General features: G+C 69.0%; 7 protein-coding genes. 6 read left to right on the top strand and 1 reads right to left on the bottom strand.

Going from position 1 to position 18191, the window contains the following annotated elements; genetic code table 11:
• Window positions 1-201 precede the first annotated feature (201 nt).
• The 6 genes from LEL84_RS15930 to LEL84_RS15905 all read left to right on the top strand — a co-directional run bounded on the left by LEL84_RS15930 (window position 202) and on the right by LEL84_RS15905 (window position 16364).
• Entirely contained in the window at window positions 202-3582 is a 3381-nt protein-coding gene (locus LEL84_RS15930) for an arabinosyltransferase domain-containing protein (RefSeq protein ID WP_226512111.1), read from the top strand.
• Complete coding sequence (locus tag LEL84_RS15925) at window positions 3575-6886, top strand: arabinosyltransferase domain-containing protein (RefSeq protein WP_226512110.1); 3312 nt, start codon at window positions 3575-3577, stop codon at window positions 6884-6886. Before LEL84_RS15930 ends, LEL84_RS15925 begins: the two co-directional genes overlap by 8 nt.
• A gap of 165 nt (window positions 6887-7051) precedes the next feature.
• Entirely contained in the window at window positions 7052-7591 is a 540-nt protein-coding gene (locus tag LEL84_RS15920; protein WP_058250943.1) for a Dps family protein, read from the top strand.
• A gap of 324 nt (window positions 7592-7915) precedes the next feature.
• The gene (locus LEL84_RS15915; protein WP_065631246.1) at window positions 7916-9124 is read left to right on the top strand and encodes a DICT sensory domain-containing protein; all 1209 of its coding nucleotides are present in this window, start codon (window positions 7916-7918) and stop codon (window positions 9122-9124) included.
• A gap of 354 nt (window positions 9125-9478) precedes the next feature.
• Complete coding sequence (locus LEL84_RS15910; RefSeq protein WP_226512109.1) at window positions 9479-12889, top strand: arabinosyltransferase domain-containing protein; 3411 nt, start codon at window positions 9479-9481, stop codon at window positions 12887-12889.
• On the top strand, window positions 12882-16364 hold the full coding sequence (locus LEL84_RS15905; RefSeq protein ID WP_226512108.1) for an arabinosyltransferase domain-containing protein: 3483 nt from the start codon (window positions 12882-12884) through the stop codon (window positions 16362-16364). The genes LEL84_RS15910 and LEL84_RS15905 overlap by 8 nt, the downstream gene beginning before the upstream one ends.
• 240 nt (window positions 16365-16604) lie before the next feature.
• On the opposite strand, the gene LEL84_RS15900 is transcribed toward LEL84_RS15905, so the two are convergent.
• Complete coding sequence (locus LEL84_RS15900) at window positions 16605-18155, bottom strand: acyl-CoA carboxylase subunit beta (protein ID WP_058250940.1); 1551 nt, start codon at window positions 18153-18155, stop codon at window positions 16605-16607.
• Window positions 18156-18191: the final 36 nt, after the last annotated feature.

Raw genomic sequence — 18191 nt, 5'->3', positions numbered from 1 at the left:
CCGCAAGCTCCGGCCGCTCCTCAGGGAGCAGTGGTTGGCCGCGCCCTCCGCAAGCTCCGGCCGCTCCTCAGCTCTCGACGCAATGGTTGTGTCGTTCTTTCGGATCAGGGAGCAGGGGTACCGGCGCTCACGCACCTCAACCTTTAGAGCCGCGGGGTGGGCCCTAGGTACCCCGGGGGACGTCGCTTACGATGAGGCACCGTGCCTGTGACAGCCCCGACCTCGCCTGAGGATTCCGCCGAACCGTCCTCGTCGGGGCCGGCATCGTCGGGGCAAGGGACCAGGATCTCCGCGGGCACCGCCCGGTGGATCGCGATCGTGGCGGGGATCGCCGGCATCGTGCTGTGTGCCCTCACCCCGCTGCTGCCGGTCAAGGCCGTCGATGCCGGTTTCGAGTGGCCGGCCGGGCAGGATCTGAACGCCGACACGTCGTCGGTGATGGCGCCGCTCATCGCGCAGACCCCGCAGACCCTCGACGCCCGCATTCCGTGCGCGACGCTGGCGTCGGCACCGGACGGCGTGGTCCTCGCCACGATGCCGACCAATGCACCACGCTCGAAGTCGTCGTCGCTGTGGGTCACCGCCACCGACGCCGCGATCACCGTGACCTTCCGGAACAGTCTCGCCGCGACCGCCTCCCGCGCCGACCTGAGCCGATGCTCGGAACTGCGCATCTTCTCCGCCCCCACCGGCCCGGGTGCGCAGTTCGTCGGGCTCGGCGAGTCGACGACCCTGCCGCCGGACCGCCGCCCGCAGGTCGACGGCATCTTCAGCAACCTCAGCCCGGAACAGGCACGCGACGCCGCTGGTAACGGCCTGCGCGTGCAGGTGGCCATCGACAACCGGTACGAGTCGTCCCCGTCGATCCTCAAGATCATCGTGATGGTGCTCGCCACGCTGTCGGTACTCGTCGCCGTCGTCGCGCTCGGGCTGCTCGACCGCATCGGCGGGTACCACCGGCGGATCGGCGCGCGCACCCGCTCGTGGTGGCATTTACTGAAAGCCCGGGCCAGCGACCTGGTCGTCACCGCGATCCTGCTGATTTGGAGCGTCCTCGGGGCCGGTTCGCCCGACGACGGTTACATCCTCAACATGGGCCGTACCGCCGACGGTTTCGGCTACCTCGCCAACTACTACCGCTTCTACGGCATCCCCGAAGCACCGTTCGACTGGTACTACAGCTTCCTTGCGGCGTGGTCGTCGGTCTCGCCGTCGGTGCTGTGGATGCACATCCCGCAACTCGTCGCCGGACTCGTGTCGTGGTTCGTCCTGAGCCGGGTGCTGCTGCCACGCCTCGGCCCCGCGGTACGGCGCAGTTCGTCGGCCATCTGGGCGGGCGCCCTGACGTTCACCGCGTTCTGGTTGCCGTTCTGCAGCGGCTTGCGCAGCGAGGGGATCATCGTCCTCGGTTCGCTGCTGACCTGGTGGGCAGCGGAATACGCCATCGCGACCCGGCGGCTCCTGCCCGCGGCACTGGCCGCCCTCGTCGCGGGCTTCACCCTGGCGCTCGCCCCGCACGGCGTCGTCGGCGTGGCCATCCTGCTGGTGGCGGCCCGCTCACTGCTGCACATCCTCATCGACCGACGGAACCGGATGGACGGATCCCGTTGGGCGGCAACGCTCGCCCTCCTCGCGCCGATCGCGGCCGCAGGCATGCTGGTCCTGATCGTGGTGTTCCGCGATCAGACCCTGGCCACCGTCCTCGAAGCGATCAAGCTGCGCTACTCGGTCGGGCCGGTCATCTCCTGGCACCAGGAGTTCCTGCGGTACTACTTCATCTCGGTCGTGACCGACGACGGCGCCCTCACCCGTCGCGTACCGCTGCTCCTGCTACTCGCCGGCCTGTTCGTCACGGTCGCGGTCATGTTGCGGCGCACGAGGATTCGCGGAGTCGACCCGGGACCCGTGTGGCGTCTCATCGGCGCCGTCGGGGTCACCCTCCTCCTGTTCGCGTTCACGCCGACCAAGTGGACCATCCAGTTCGGCGTGCTCGCCGGGCTGGCGGCGGCGATCGCGGCGGCGGCCACCGTCGCCGTGGCCCAGTCGGCGGCCCGTTCGGCGCGAAACCTGACGGTCTTCGTCTCCGGACTGTTGTTCGCGATGGCCGCCGCGATGGCCGGATACAACTCGTGGCCGTTCCTCTACGAATACGGCATCTCCTGGTTCGACCGCGCCCCCGTCATCGCCGGCTACCAGGCGTCGACGCTGTTCCTCATCCTCGCCGTGCTCGCGGCCGCGGTCGCGGTCTGGCAACACCTGCGGCTGGACTACGTGACCAATCGCGGTCTCGCACATGCCGACACCGGGCCCGGCGAGACCCGAGCCGATCGCCGACGACTCTTTCTCGCCTCCTCACCACTGGCGGTGATCGCCGGTCTGCTGGTGATCGTGGAGTTGCTGCTGTTCGCCAAAGCCGCGGTGACCCGGTACCCGGCGTCGACCGCACTCGCCGAGAACCTGAACGCGCTGCGCGGCAACAGCTGTGGCCTCGCCGACGATGTCCTCGTCGAACTCGACCCCAACGCCGGCATGCTGATCCCGGCCGACGGCGCCACCACGACGCAGGCACTGCGCGGTGAGAACCCGGTCGGGTTCTCCCCGAACGGGATTCCCGACGACCTCCAGCCCGAGCCGGGTAGCCAGCGCCCCGGACAGATGAACGTGTCGGCGAGTATGGCCCGCCCGTTCGCGATCACCGGCGGGCTGGGCGCCGGGACCACCGGCGGGCGCGGACCGGAAACCGTGAACGGTTCCACCGCCAAGTTGCCGTACGGGCTCGACCCCGCCACCACGCCGGTCCTGGGCAGCTACGGGTATCCGGGCGAGGCCCGGCTCACGACCGGCTGGTACGACCTGCCCGCCGACCGTGCCGCGTCGCAGCTGCTGGTGTTCAGCACCGCGGGCGCCGTCTCGACCATCGACACCTTCGGCGTACGCAACTTCGGGCAGAAGATGGTGGTGCAGTTCGGCCGCCCGGGTGCGGACGGGAACTTCGAACAGGTCGGCCCGGACATCCTGCCCATCGACCCCGGTCCCGTGATCCTGAACATGCCCTGGCGCAACATGCGCGTACCGATGTCGGCCGCCCCGCCGCGCGCGACCGTGATGCGGTTGTCGCTGCAGGACAACAACCTCGGCGAGAAGCAGTTCATCGGGATCACCCCGCCGCGCGCACCGCGGTTGCAGACGCTGCAGGCAGTCGTCGGCTCGACGGTACCCACCCTCATCGACTTCGGGGTGGCGTCGCACTTCCCGTGCCAGCGGCCGATGGGTGTGTCCCACGGCGTCGCCCAGGTCCCGCAGTGGCGCATCCTGGGTGACTATCCGCTGACGAACTCCCAGTCCAAGACGTGGCAGGCCGGCGTGGACGGCGGGTTGCTGGGGATCTCGGAGGCCACCACGTCCGCGTCGGCGGTCTCGACGTACCTGCAGGACGACTGGGTGCGCGACTGGGGCGCACTGGAGAAGCTGACCCCGCTCGTGTCCGACGCACCGGACGCGCGGATCGACACGGCACAGACGACGCAATGGGGCTGGTCACGAGCCGGCTCGATCAGGGTGGAGCCCCAATCCGATGAGTGAGTCCCGTACGCCTCGTACGTCCCGTCTGGCGACCACGGTCAACCCGAAGATCGTCGCGACCGTCACCGGTCTGCTCGGATTCCTGCTGGCGATCCTCTCCCCGCTGTTGCCGGTGAACCAGTCGACCGCCGAACTGCAGTGGCCGCAGGGCGGCGACGTCTCCGATGTCGCCGCCCCGCTGGTCTCCTTCGTGCCGATCGACATGGAGACGTCGGTTCCGTGTTCACTCGCCACCCGCCTGCCCGGCCAGGGCGGAGTACTGCTGTCGACGATCCCCGAAGGCGGCCAGGACGCCGGGGCCCGCGGGCTCTTCGTCCGGGCGACGTCCGACGCTCTGACCCTCACCGACCGCAACGTCGCCCTGCTGAACACCGATCGAGCGGCTGCGCAATCGAATCCGAACTGTCGCATCGTCTTCCGGGCCGACGGCGAGGGGGTGAGCGGACGATTCGAGGGCCTGCCCGAACCGGCCGCGGACTCCGGCGCCGCGCACGGCTTCGCGCTGGCCGACCACGAGATGCGTCCCCAGATCGTCGGCGTCTACAGCGATCTGCCCGCCGATGTCTCTCGTGACGGGTTGTCGCTGCGCGCCACCATCGACACCCGCTACGTCAGCACCCCGACCCTGCTGAAGCTCACCGCGATCGTGCTCGGCATCCTCATGACGATCGTCTCGCTGATCGCGCTCGGCATCCTGGACCGCCGGGACGGCCGCAGCCACAAGCGTTTCCTGCCGTCGGGCTGGTTCACGATCCGGCCGCCCGATGTCGCGGTGTTCGCGATTCTCGCCTTCTGGTGGTTCGCGGGCGCCAACACCTCCGACGACGGCTACAACTTCATCGTCGGCCGGATCACCGGAGACGCCGGGTACGCCGACAACTACTTCCGCTACTTCGGTGTGCCGCAGGACCCGTTCGGCTGGCACTTCCAGGTCATCTCGGCCATGACGGACGTGAGCGTCGCGGCACCGTTCATGCGACTACCGGCCTTCCTCCTCGGGTTGCTGGGCTGGTGGCTCATCAGCCGAGAGGTCATCCCGCGCCTGGGCCGCGCGGTGCGGCACAGCACGCCGGCGGTGTGGTCGGCCGCGTTCGTCTTCCTCGCGATCTGGTTGCCGTTCAACAACGGTCTGCGTCCGGAACCGGCCGAGGCCGTCGGCGCTCTGCTCACCTGGTGCTGCGTGGAACGCGCGATCGCCACTCGCCGACTGCTCCCCTACGCCGTCGCGGTGGTCACCGCCGCCTTCACCCTCGCGCTCGCGCCCGGCGGTCTGATGGCGGTCGCCGCACTGCTCGCCGGGATCCGACCGATCGTGAAGACCCTGGTGTCGCGCCGGTCCCGGGACGGCCTGCTGCCGATGCTCGCGCCCATCCTGGCGGCCGGCACCGCGGTACTGTTCCAGATCTTCGCCGATCAGCCGCTCGCGCCGCTCATCGCGGGTAACAAGGTCGCCTCCGACGTCGGCCCGACGCTGGAGTGGTGGCAGGAACCGATCCGGTACTACTACCTGATCCTGCCGACCGCCGACGGCACGCTCGCACGACGCTTCGGCGTGCTGGCGATGATCCTGTGCCTGTTCGTCGTGTTGCTCCGCCTACTTCGGCGGGAGCATCCCAACGGCATTGCGCGCGCACCGATCTGGCGACTGGTCGCCGTCACCCTCGGCACGATGTTCTTCATCGCCTTCACGCCGACCAAGTGGACCCACCACTTCGGTGTGTACGCGGGCATCGCCGCGGGCCTCGCCGCCGCGGCGGGCGCCATGATGGCGCCGGCCGTGCTGCGGTCGCGACGCAATCGCAGCTTCTTCGCCGCCGCGGTGCTCGCGATCACGGGGATCTCCTTCGCCGGCACCAACGGCTGGTGGTTCGTCGGCAGCTACGGCGTCCCGTGGTGGGATCGCCCACCGACGGTGGGCGGCATCAACATCGCATGGTTCATCCTCGCCGCCGCGGTCGCCACCGCACTTGCCGGCCTGTGGTTCCACTTCCGCGACGACTTCGTCGACGAACAGACCCGTACGCGCGGGGCCGACAAGTGGTATTCGAAGCTCAAGTTCTCGCCGCTGCCGGTCATCTCCGGGCTGATGGTGCTGTTCATGGTCGCTTCGTTCGCGAAAGGCGCCTACGAGCAACGTGATTCGTGGTCGTGGATGAAGTCCAACGCACGCGCTCTCACCGGGAACTCGTGCGGGCTGGCCAACGACGTCCTCGTCGAAGCCGATCCGACCGCCGGACTGCTGCAGCCCGCGGCGGTCGACGGTCGGCCCGCCCCCGGCATCGCCGCGGCGCTGGCCGGACCGGACACGACGGGCTTCTCCCCGAACGGCGTACCCGATCGCCTGTCCGTCGACGCCACCGAGGACACCGAGTCGTCGACCACCTCCGGCGCGCAGAACAGCGCCCAGACCGGCGCCGGCTCAGACGAATCCGGCGACAGCTCGTCCGCGCAGGGCGGCACCGAAGGCGGCCAGGGCGCACGAGGCGTCAACGGGTCGACAGTGCGTCTGCCGTTCGGCCTGAACCCCGCCGAGACCCCCGTCCTGGGCAGCTATGGCTCGCCGTCGGGTACCGGCTCGCTGACCTCGGACTGGTACCAGCTGCCCGAACGTTCCGACGACACCCCGCTGCTGACGATGGCGGTCGCCGGATCGGTCGAGGCGGTCGACGGCATCGGGGTCGTGCACGCCGGCCAGAAGGTCACGATGCAGTTCGGCCGCGTGGAGGCCGACGGGCGGGTGAGCGCGCTGGGCCGGATGTTCCCGATCGACATCGGGGAGACCCCCACCTGGCGCAACCTGCGGTTCCCGCTCGCCGACGCACCGCCCCGGGCCGATGTCGTCCGGGTCGAGGTCGCCGACACCGCGGCCGCACCGTCGGAATGGGTCGCGGTGACGCCACCGCGGGTCAGCACCCTGGCCACCCTCAACGACGTCGTTGGCCAGACCGACCCGGTCTTCATCGACTGGCTGCCCGGCATGGTCTTCCCGTGTCAGCAGCCGATGAAGGTGCGCAACGGCGTCCTCGAGGTACCGCAATGGCGGATCATGCCCGACGCCGAGGCCACCCGGAAGAACAGCCAGACCTGGATGTCGGGCACCGCGGGCGGTCCGCTCGGCATCACCGAGGCGATGCTACGACCGACCCTGTTGCCGACGTACCTCCGGAACAACTGGGGACGCGACTGGGGCGGGCTGCAGAAGTTCACCGAGATCATCCCGGCGCCGGCTGCGGAACTGGACCTCGGGACGGCTCGCCGTTCAGGATTGTACGACCCCGCGCCGATGCGCTCCAGCGGGTATTGACCTGGTGTCTGTCACCGCGCCGACCTGGGATTTCCCGTTTCCCCACGGTCGGTGCGGCAAACACGCTCGAGGCCTTCGTTATCTCACTGTGATGTGCTGTCTCGGTTCCGTCACTCATGGCCGGCAGTCCTCGTCACGCCGCCGATACCGGCCTAGCTTCGAGTCATGCCTTCATTCACCGCACCTGGACTCAGCAACGAAGCCGCCAACGAGGTCGTGGGCATCCTGCAGGAGCGTCTCAGCGCGCTGAACGACCTGCACCTCACCCTCAAGCACATCCATTGGAACGTCGTCGGCGCGAACTTCATCGGCGTGCACGAGATGATCGACCCGCAGGTCGAGCTCGTCCGCGGCTACGCGGACACCATCGCCGAACGCATCGCCACGCTCGGAGCGTCGCCGAAGGGCACCGCCAAGGCGATCGAGAACGACCGCTCGTGGAACGACTACTCCATCGGACGCGACACCGCGCAGGCCCACCTCGGCGCGCTCGACCTGGTCTATGACGGGTTCATCACCTCGCACCGCGACGGCATCAAGAAGATCGGCGACATCGATCCGATCACCGAGGACATCCTCATCGGACAGACCGCCGAACTGGAGAAATTCCAGTGGTTCGTCCGCGCACACCTCGAGAGCTACACCGGTGAGCTCACCCACGCCGGCGCCAGCGGCGAAAAGGCAGCGGCCGACGCAGCCCGCTGACCTGGCGCAACAGACCGAGTAGCGGGTCACCACACCCCTGGACCCGCCCCGGAGCCGCGGTCGCGACCTTCCGCCCCGTTGGTCGCGGCCGCGGTAACACCTCTCTGTACCCACCAACTACGAACAGGCACTGACACCCGCACCCGGATTCACAGCCGAATACCTTGCGCCGCTTGGGACCTCAGGGACCAAGGGCTTCTCGACCATGTTCACGGTTCGTGGTTTGTTACGCTGACCACAGGCTAATGCCGCGAACAGGATGTGAAGCAATCCGCGTCCACCAGATCGATCGGGGCGCTTTTCCGCTCTGACGGGGAGGCACGTGTGTCCGAAACGCGATCATTCACCCTGTTCGATGATCTGGAGCTCCACATGCAGTTCGCGCCGGTCTGCCGGCTGTCCGATGGCGCTCTCGCCGCCGTCGAACTGCAGCTCAGGGGGCCGGCCGGCACCCGGCTCGCCACCGCCGCCGCCCTCAAACGCGCCGCCCGTCTCGTCGAAGAACACCCTGTACTCGACGAGCGGAAGCGCAAGATGGCCGCGTCCCAACGTGCGCAGTCGCTGGCCAAGATCCTGCCGCTGCTGGTCTCCCTCGATCTCGACCTGATCGACAACCTCGACGACGAGACGGCGCGACGCCTCGAACGCCACGTCATGGTCATCCTCCCCGACGCCGTCGAACGCAGCCCGCAGCGGACACTCGCCCGCGTCGCCCGCGCCCGGGCGGCCGGCAAGATCATCTGCGTCGACGGGCTCGTCCGCAGCGAGCACGCGGCCACGCTGCTCTCCCTCGTCGAGCCCGACATCATCGTCACCGGTGCCGAACTGCTCACGTCGCGGACCAGCTCCGACGCCGCGCACCTCGCCCACGCGCTGGCCGCGCACACCGAACGCAGCCATGCCGTCGTCATCGCCGAGGGCGTCGACGACGAGGCCACCCGGATCACTGCCCAGACGATGGGCGCCGCCTTCGGTATCGGCGACCTGTACCCCGCCGTGACCGACCCGTCCGTCCTCGCCACCCGGACCGTCGTGCCGCTGCCCGAGATGCCGGTGTGGACCACTCCCGGCCCGGACAAGTCGACGCCGTACCGCATCGCGTCGACCTCGATCCCGCCGCGTATGGGCAACAAACGCCTGCTCATCGAGATGAGCAAGGCACTCGAGGAGCAGGCGGCGATCGGCGGCGCCGCGATCGTGCTGGGCACCTTCCAGTTCGCCGAACACTTCACCTCGCGAACCGCCAAGCGGTGGCGGGAGATGTCGGAGAAGACCGGCCTGGCCGGGGTCTACGGTGTCGGGTTGCCCGACATCCGGGACGGGAACGTCCACCGCGCGCCGCTCGACGCGGAGGACGACCTGATCAACGAGTGGAATGTCGCCGTCCTCGGGCCACATTTCGCGGCGCTGCTCTCGGCGCGCGACCAGCACGACGCCGGTCCCGATCTCGAGCGCACCTTCGAGTTCGTGCAGACCTACGACCGCATGACCGTCACCCAGGCCGTGCACTCGATCCTCATGAGGTTCTCCTGATCCGAGTCGCGCGCGGGAAGTGACCTCGACGGACGCGGCGGCCTCGCTGCGCTCGGACGACGCTGCTCGGCCAGCGGGCGGGGAGCCGGCGGCCTCGCTGCGCTCGGACGACGCTGCTCGGCCAGCGGGCGGGGAGCTGGCGGCCTCGCTGAGCTCGGACGACGCTGCTCGGCCAGCGGGCGGGAATCCGGCGGCCTCGCCGCGCTCGGACGAGGCTGCTCGGCCAGCGGGCGGGACTCCGGCGGTCTCGCCTCTCCCGCTGGTTGAGCAGGTGACGAGCGCAGCGAGGAGCCGTGTCGAAGCCACCCAGGCCACGTCGAGCTATCCGGTCAGGGGATTTGGGTTTGTCACAGCATGGCTGACTACGATGCGCCTGTGCCGAAGTCGCCTGAAGTGTCCGCTGGCAACGCCGACACCACCGTTGGAGCTGCTGCCCAGCGTGCGTCCGGCGCACCACAGTCCCGCACCGTCGCGCTCGTCGCCGCGGTCGCCGGGCTCATCGCCGTCGTCGCCGGCGTCCTGACCCCGTTCCTGCCCGTCAGCACCTCGACGGCGTCGATCACGTGGCCGCAGCAGACCGGCACTTCGGCATCGGTCACGGCCCCACTGGTGGCGCAGACCGCACGGAACGTCGACATCTCGATCCCGTGTCGCGTGCTGTCGACGACCCCTGCCGACACGTCGACCGTCGTGCTGTCGACGATGCCCGCGGCCGCGGTGAAAGCGCGGGACAACGGGCTGTTCGTCGTCGCCGACGCGAACGGCGTATCCGTCACCAACCGCAACAAGACGCTCGCCTCGGTGCCGAGGGACGCGCTGGCCGGTTGTACCGAACTCCGCATCTTCTCCGACGCCACGACGACCGGCGCGCAGTTCGTCGGTCTGCCCCCGGGACCGGCGATCGCGGGCGGCGGCGCCATCGGCCTCGCCGAACCGGCGTCGAACCCGCAGATAGCCGGCATCTTCACCGACCTCACGCCCGAACAGCTCCGGGCCGCCCCGGGTGTCGACGTCCGCCTCGAGATCGACGATCGCTTCGACTCGTCGCCGTCGATCCTCAAGTGGGTGGTGATGGTGGTCGGTGTCGCAGCCGCGCTCGTCGCGCTCGTGGCCGTCGGACGCCTCGACCGCATCCACGGCTATCACCGACGAGTCGGCCGGCGCCTCCGGTGGCGCCGGGTCCTGCGGCCCGGCCCCACCGACATCGGCGTGACGGTGACGCTGGTGGTCTGGCACTTCCTCGGGGCGGGGTCACCCGACGACGGTTACATCCTCAACATGGGGCGCAACGCCGCCGACGCCGGATATCTCGCGAACTACTACCGCTTCTACGGCATCCCCGAGGCACCGTTCGACTGGTACTACAACTTCCTGGCGTACTGGTCGACCATCTCGACGACCGGCCTGTGGATGCGGCTCCCGTCGCTTTTCGCGGGCCTGGCCGCCTGGTTCATCCTCAGCCGAGTTCTCCTGCCCCGCCTGGGCGGCGCCGTGCGGCGGTCGCAGTGGGCGATGCTCACCGGCGCGGCGGTCTTCCTCGCGTTCTGGCTCCCGATGTGTTCGGGGCTGCGCAGCGAGGGAATCATCGTCCTCGGCACCCTGGCGACCTGGTGGGCGGTGGAGGTCACGGTCTCGACGCGACGAATGCTGCCGGCCGTCATCGCCGCATTCACCGCGGCGCTGACGCTCGCCCTGGCCCCGCATGGTCTCGTCGCGCTCGCCCTGCTCATCGCGAGCGCCCGGCCCATGCTCCGCATCCTGGTCCGACGCCGCGCCGAAGACGGACTCCTGCCGCTGCTCGCCCCGCTTCTCGCGGGTGTGGCCCTGGTCATCATCATCGTCTTCCGCGACCAGACCCTGGCGACCGTCTTCGAGGCCCTGCGGATCCGTTACGCGGTCGGTCCGACGCTGGCGTGGTATCAGGAACTCCTGCGCTACTACTTCCTCGCGGTGAACACCACCGACGGCGCCCTGGCCCGCCGCATCCCGGTGCTCCTGTTCGCCGTGTCCATGTTCGTCGTCCTGGCGATCATGTTGCGCCGCAAGCGGATCGACGGCCTCGATCCGGGTGCGGTGTGGCGGGCACTGGGCGCCTCCCTGCTGACGATCCTGTTCCTGTCGTTCACGCCGACGAAGTGGACCATCCAGTTCGGCATCTTCGCCGGCCTCGGCGCGGCGCTGGCCGCCGTCGCCTGCGTGGCGATCGGGCAGGCGGCACGCCGCACGCTCCGCAATCTGTCGATCCTGGTCGCCGGGCTGCTGGTGGCGTGCGCGGCCGCAGCGGCGGGCAAGAACGCCTGGCCGTGGCCCTACAACTTCGGCATCGCCTGGTTCGACAAGGCACCTGTCGTCGCCGGGATCCAGGTGTCGACCGTGCTCCTCGCGCTCGCGGTGGTGGCATTGCTGTTCGCCATCTGGCAACACCTCCGGATGGACTTCGTCGACGAGACCGGCCTCGCCCATGACCGCGGTGCCGCGTCCGCCGGCTGGCGCATCGGGGTCGCGTCCGCACCGATCGCGGTGATCGCCGTCCTCATCGTCGTCAGTGAACTCGCGGTGTTCGCGAAGGCCGCGACCAGCCGCGCGGACACCTTCACGATGCTGTCCGCCAATCTCGACTCCGCGCGCGGAAACACCTGCGCGATGGCCGATTCCGTGCTCGTCGAGCCCGACCCGAACCGGGGCATGCTGGCACCCGCGGACGGCGGCACGGCGTCGTCGACGCTGCAGGGGCAATCCGAGGGATTCCGTCCCGACGGGGTGAAGCCGGACCTCACACCGCAGGCCGGCGCCCAGAAACCCGGCGCGATGAACACCTCCGCGGACCTGTCGAAGACATTCATCGTCTACGGCAGCAACCCGGGAACCACCGGCGGCGTCGGGCCTCGCGGCGTCAACGGCAGCACCGCGGCACTGCCGTTCGGCCTCGATCCGGCGACCACACCCGTGCTGGGCAGCCACGAGACCAACAGCGGCCAGGCCACTCTGACCACCGGTTGGTATCGCCTGCCCGCCCGCGACTCCTCACCGCTGATCGTCATCACCGCCGCCGGCGCGGTCTTCACGCTCGACCGGGACGGCGTCCCGAACTTCGGGCAGGCGTTGGAGGTCCAGTTCGGTAGGGAGTCCGAAGCCGGCGCCGGGAGCGAAGCGAGCGGGCCGAATGTTCCTGCCAACGGACAGTTCGAGGAGGTCGGCGCGCCCGCGATCCCGATCGACCCCGAGCGGACCAACCGCCCGTGGCGAAACCTGCGCATCCCGATGGACCGCGTTCCCGCTGATGCGACCGTGATGCGAATCGTCGCCCGGGACAACAACCTCGACCCGGACCAGTGGCTCGCGATCACCCCGCCGCGAGCCCCGGTGCTGCAGACCCTGCAGACCGTCGTCGGCTCCACCGATCCCGTGCTCATCGACTTCGCCGCCGGCGCGGTGTTCCCGTGCCAGCGTCCGATGACCGCCCACCACGGCGTCTTCGACCTCCCGCAGTGGCGCATCCTGCCCGAGTCGTGGATCGCCAACTCGCAGTCCAAGACCTGGATGGCCACCGAGGACGGCGGCCTGCTGGCGCCGGTGGAGGCGCTCACGCGGCCGTCGACTCTCGCCACCTACCTGGACGACGACTGGTACCGCGAGTGGGGCAACCTGCAGCGCCTGACCCCGTTGGTGCCGCAGGCGCGACCCGCGGAGGTGCAGACGGGAACGTCGACCACCTGGGGATGGTCGCGCCCCGGCCCGATCAGGGTGGTGCCCGAAGATGACTGAGCCCGACCACTCGCACGCCGAACCGGCGACGCGGCACACCGGAGAGAACCAGGCAGACGTGGCAGACACCGACACTTCTTCCCGAAGTCCCGCCGACACCGCGCCATTCGTGAGTGACCGCCGCCCGGGCTTCGCCGAACGCCACGCCGGCACCGCGCGTATCGTCGCGATGACCGCGGGCATCGTGGGCATCCTGCTCGCACTGCTCAGCCCGTTCCTGCCGGTCGACTACACCAAGGCCGAACTGACCTGGCCGCAACAGGGTTCGGTGGCGAACGTCGCCGCACCGAACGTGTCGTTCGTCCCGGTCTCCATGGACGTCACGATTCCGTGCGCACTCGGCGCATCCTTGCCCTCGTCCGGCGGAGTGCTGTTGTCGACGGTGCCCGAAGGCGGCGCGGAGGCAGGCAAGGTCGGCCTCTTCGTCCGGGCCACCGCCGACTCGCTCCAGGTCGTGCAACGAAACGTCGTGCTGCTCAACACTCCTCGCGCGGCCGCACAGTCGGCGCCGGACTGCCGGATCGTCGTCGAATCCGACACCGAGGGCACGCGGGGGTCGATCCAGGGCCTGCCGGAGAACGCCGCCGGCGCCGGGAGCGGAGCGAGCGCGCCGAATGACGATGACACCGGCGCCGTCCGGTCCTTCGATCTGCGGGATCCCAACGCCCGGCCGCAGATCATCGGTGTGTACTCGAGCCTTCCGGCCGACGTCAGCACCGACGGACTCTCCTTCCGGTCGACCATCGACACCCGGTTCGTCTCCACGCCCACGACACTCAAGTTCTGGCTGCTGGTCCTCGGCATCGCGTCGACGATCCTCTCCCTCGCCGCGCTGGCGGTCCTCGACGCCCGCGACGCGCGCGGCCATCACAAGATCTTCCCGGCGGGCTGGTGGCGCGTACGCCCGGTCGACGGAGTCGTCACCCTGGTGCTGCTGATCTGGCTGTTCGTCGGCGGCAACACCGCCGACGACGGATACCAGGTGACGGTCGGCCGGATCGCCGGCGAGGCCGGTTATCTCGACAACTACTACCGCTACTTCGGTGTCCCGCAGGATCCGTTCGGCTGGCACTACCACTACCTGTCGGCGTGGATGGAGATCAGCACCGCGACGCCGTGGTTGCGATTGCTGCCGTTCATGTTCGCGATGGCGTCGTGGTGGTTGATCAGCAGGGCGGCGATCCCCCGCCTAGGGCGGGCCGTCCGCGAGTCGACGCCGGCGATCTGGGCTGCCGCCCTGGTCTTCCTGGCGGTGTGGATGCCGTACAACAACGGACTGCGCGTCGAACCGCTCATCGCGCTGGGCACCATCTTCACCTGGGTGTGCGTCGAGCGCGCGATCGCCACCGGCCGGTTCTTCCCGCTGACGATCGGCATCATCTCCGCGGCGTTCACCCTCACCATCCATCCCACCGGCGTCATCGCCTCGATCGCCCTGATCGCCGGCATCCGGCCGCTGATCAAACGTCTCGCGGTGCGCCGCAAGCGCGACGGTCTGTGGCCGCTGCTCCTCCCGATCCTCGCCGCCGGGCTCGCGGTGATGTTCGAGATCTTCGCCGACCAGCCGCTGGCACCGATCCTGGAGGCGGTCTCGGTCAACGGGCAGGTCGGCCCCACCAACAAGTGGTGGGAAGAGCCGATGCGCTACTACATGCTGATGAACCCCACCGCCGACGGCGGAATCGCCCGGCGTTTCGGCATTCTCATCGTGTTCACCTGCTTCGTCCTGGTCGTGGTCATGCTGCTCAATCGGCGCCGCCTGCCCGGCATCGCCACCGCACCCACGTGGCGTCTGGTCGCCATGGTCGCCGGCTCGGCCGTGCTGATGGCATTCCTGCCGACCAAGTGGACCCACCAGCTCGGCGTGTACGCCGCGATCGGCGGCGCGCTCGCCGCGGTGGCAACCGCGTGCGCTGATCGCACGATCATGCGTCGTCGCCGCAACCGGACCCTGTTCGCCGCCGCCTGCGCATATGTCCTGGCGCTCGCATTCTCCGGACGCAACCAGTGGTGGTACGTCGGCAGCTACGGAATACCCTGGCGAGACGCGGTTCCCGACGTCCGGGGCATTCCGCTCTGGACCGGGATCCTCGCGGTTGCGGTGGCGCTGACCGCCCTCGGTCTGTGGCAACACTTCCGCGACGACTACGTCGACGACGCCGTCCGGACCGGTACTTCGCGGTCGGTGTTCGCCCGACTCCGCAGCCCGTCGATCATCGTCGTGTCGACCATCATGCTGCTGTTCACCCTGGTGTCATTCGCGAAAGCGGACTGGACGCAGCGCAATTCGTGGTCGTGGCTGAGCTCGAACGTCAACGCGCTGCAAGGACAGCCGTGCGCGCTCGCCGACGCCGTACTGGTGGAGGACGATCCGAACGCCGGACTGCTGTCACCCGCGCGAGTGGCGGGACAGGACAACCCGTCGCCGGGCGCCGCGCTGGCCGGAACCGGGATGGAAGGGTTCGACCCCAACGGAGTGGCGTCGGACCTGTCCGAGGAGACCGAAGAGGAAGCCGAGGAGTCCTCGTCGGGCACCTCGACCGCGGAAGTCGACCGCACCCAGTCCGATCCGACCGAGGACGGAACCAGCGCCGAGACCGACACCACGACCGGTTCCAGCGACACCAGCGGTGGGCGGACCGCCCAGGCCGGCGTCAACGGGTCGACCGTGAAGCTGCCGTTCGGTCTGTCACCGAGCCAGACCCCGGTCCTCGGAACCTACAACTCCCCCAGCGGCACCGGACGCCTCACGTCCGACTGGTATCAGTTGCCGGAGAACCCCTCCGGCGAGCAGCCGCTCGTCACGATGTCGGTGGCGGGGCAGGTCGAGTACATCGACGACCTCGCCGTCACCCGGCCCGGACAGCGAGTGCGACTGCAGTTCGGCCGCGTCGCGCCGGACGGCACGGTGGCACCGGCCGGTCAGATGGTGCCGCTCGACATCGGTGGTGCCCCCGAGTGGCGCAACCTGCGCTTCCCGATGGACCAGGCGCCCCCGGGCGCGACGGTGGTCCGCGTTCTCGCCGAGGACCCCTCGACGCTGCGCGACCAGTGGCTGGCCGTCACCCCGCCGCGCGTCTCGTCGATGGTGACGCTGAATTCGCTGGTGGGCAGCGAGGATCCGGTGCTCATCGACTGGGAGGCCGGTCTCGCCTTCCCGTGCCAGCGTCCCGCCCAGGTGAAGTACGGGGTCCTGGAGACACCGGAGTGGCGGATCTCGCCGGACCGCGAAGGCGAACGGGTCAACTCGCAGCGCTGGATGGCCGGCGACTCCGGCGGCCCGCTCGGCATCATCGAGAACGAGTTGCGGCCGCGCGTGTACCCGTCGTACCTGCGCAACGACTGGGCCAAGGACTGGGGCATGCTCCAGAGCCTCACCCCGATCCTCCCGCAGACCGACGCCGAGTTGACCATCACCACCGACACCCACCACGGACTCTGGACACCGGGACCGATGCGGGCGGTGAAGAACTAGGCAGTCCTGCTACCCGCGCACTACCACGCCCTCTGCTCCCCGAGGAGCGCCCGGAGCTTGCGGAGGGCGCGTCACGAAGGGTCTTCGCGACCCGAGTCACCAGGACCCTTCGTGACGGCCTCCGCAAGCTCCGGCCTCCTCAGGGAGCAGTGGTTCTTTCGTTGTCCACGACGGCCGCCAGGCCGCGCATACTGAGGAGCGAGCTCGCGGGCGACCGGCAGGTGCGAGGGGTGTCCTCCGCTAGATCGGCATCAGGAAGTGCTTGCGCGGGGTCTTGAGGACCTCCTTGTCGCGCAACTGCGCCAACGCCTTCCGGAGCTGCAACCGGGTCTCGGCGGGTTCGATGACCGCGTCGACGTAGCCACGCTCGGCGGCGAGGTAAGGAGTGGCCATCATCGTGTTGTAGAAGTCGATGAACTCGCGGCGGATCTTGTCCGCCTCGGCGGCCGAGAGACCTTCGGTCTGACGTCGGGTCAGCACCGCGGCCGCCGACTCGGCGCCCATCACCGCGATCTTCGCTGTCGGCCAGGCGAAGTTGACGTCGGCACCGAGGTGCTTGCTGCCCATCACCGCGTAGGCGCCGCCGTAAGCCTTGCGCAGCACGACGGTCACCTTGGGGACATCGGCTTCGACGTAGGCGTACAGGAAGCGGCCGGAGCGGCGGATGGTGCCCTTCTGCTCCTCCGCGAGACCCGGGAGGATGCCCGGGGTGTCTACCAGGAACACCAACGGGATGCTGAAGGCGTTGCAGATGCGCACGAAACGCGTTGCCTTCTCCGACGAGTCGGTGTCGAGCACACCCGACATCACGCTCGGCTGATTGGCGACCACACCCACCGACCGGCCGTCGACCCGTGCGTACCCGGTGATGATGTTGGGCGCGAACAACTCTCCCACCTCGTGGAAGGCGCCGTCGTCGAACAGCTTGATGATGATGTCGTGCATGTCGTACCCGGCGTTGTCGTTGTCGGGCATGAAGTCGTTGAGCGACAGGTCGGACTCGGTGATCTCCGGCTCGAGACCCGGGTTGACGACGGGCGGCCGCTCGTAGGCACTCGACGGCATGTACTGCAGGTACTCACGGACCCAGTCGAACGCGGACTTCTCGTCGGGGGCGACGTGATGGATGTTGCCCCACCGCGCCTGATTGTGCGCGCTGCCGAGGTCCTCGGCCGAGATCTCCTCGCCGTTCACCTGTTTCAGCACATCGGGTCCGGTCACGAACATGTACGACTTGTCCTCGACGGCCACCAGGATGTCGGTGTTGGCGGGGGTGTAGACCGCGCCGCCGGCGCACTTGCCCAGGATCACCGAGATCTGCGGCGCGAGACCGGAGAGCAGATCGTTGCGGCGACCCATCTCGGCGTACCACGCGAGTGAGGTGACGGCGTCCTGGATCCGCGCTCCGGCCGAGTCGTTGATACCGACCATCGGGCAGCCGATCTTGCCCGCCCACTCCATCAGCGAGGCGACCTTGCGGCCGAACATCTCACCGACGGTTCCGCCGAAGACCGACTGGTCGTGGGAGAACGCCGCCACCGGACGCCCGTGCACCAGCCCGTGTCCGGTGACCACGCCGTCGCCGTAACCACTCTCGGCCGCACCCGGCATCTTCGCCAGCGCACCGATCTCGACGAAGGTCCCGGGATCGAAGAGCATGCTCAGACGCTCACGCGGAGAACAGATCCCCTTCGCCGCGCGTTTCGCGAGCGCCTTCTCGCCTCCCGGCTCGCGAGCGGCCTCCAACTTCTGACGGAGGTCGGCGAGCTTGCCTGCGGTGGTGTCAGCCACGGTGTCTCACTTTCTACGCGACCACTGATTGACGAT

Source organism: Gordonia sp. WA4-43, from assembly GCF_020520305.1.
GTDB lineage: Bacteria > Actinomycetota > Actinomycetes > Mycobacteriales > Mycobacteriaceae > Gordonia > Gordonia hongkongensis.
Note: the sequence above shows the minus strand (reverse complement) of the source record. Positions and strands in the feature narration are given on the sequence as shown.

Excerpts from the sequence above, each read along its gene's own strand:
- LEL84_RS15925 (WP_226512110.1), top strand. The coding sequence starts at position 3,575 with ATGAGTGAGTCCCGTACGCCTCGTACGTCCCGTCTGGCGACCACGGTC.
- LEL84_RS15920 (WP_058250943.1), top strand. The coding sequence starts at position 7,052 with ATGCCTTCATTCACCGCACCTGGACTCAGCAACGAAGCCGCCAACGAG.
- LEL84_RS15910 (WP_226512109.1), top strand. The coding sequence starts at position 9,479 with ATGGCTGACTACGATGCGCCTGTGCCGAAGTCGCCTGAAGTGTCCGCT.
- LEL84_RS15905 (WP_226512108.1), top strand. The coding sequence starts at position 12,882 with ATGACTGAGCCCGACCACTCGCACGCCGAACCGGCGACGCGGCACACC.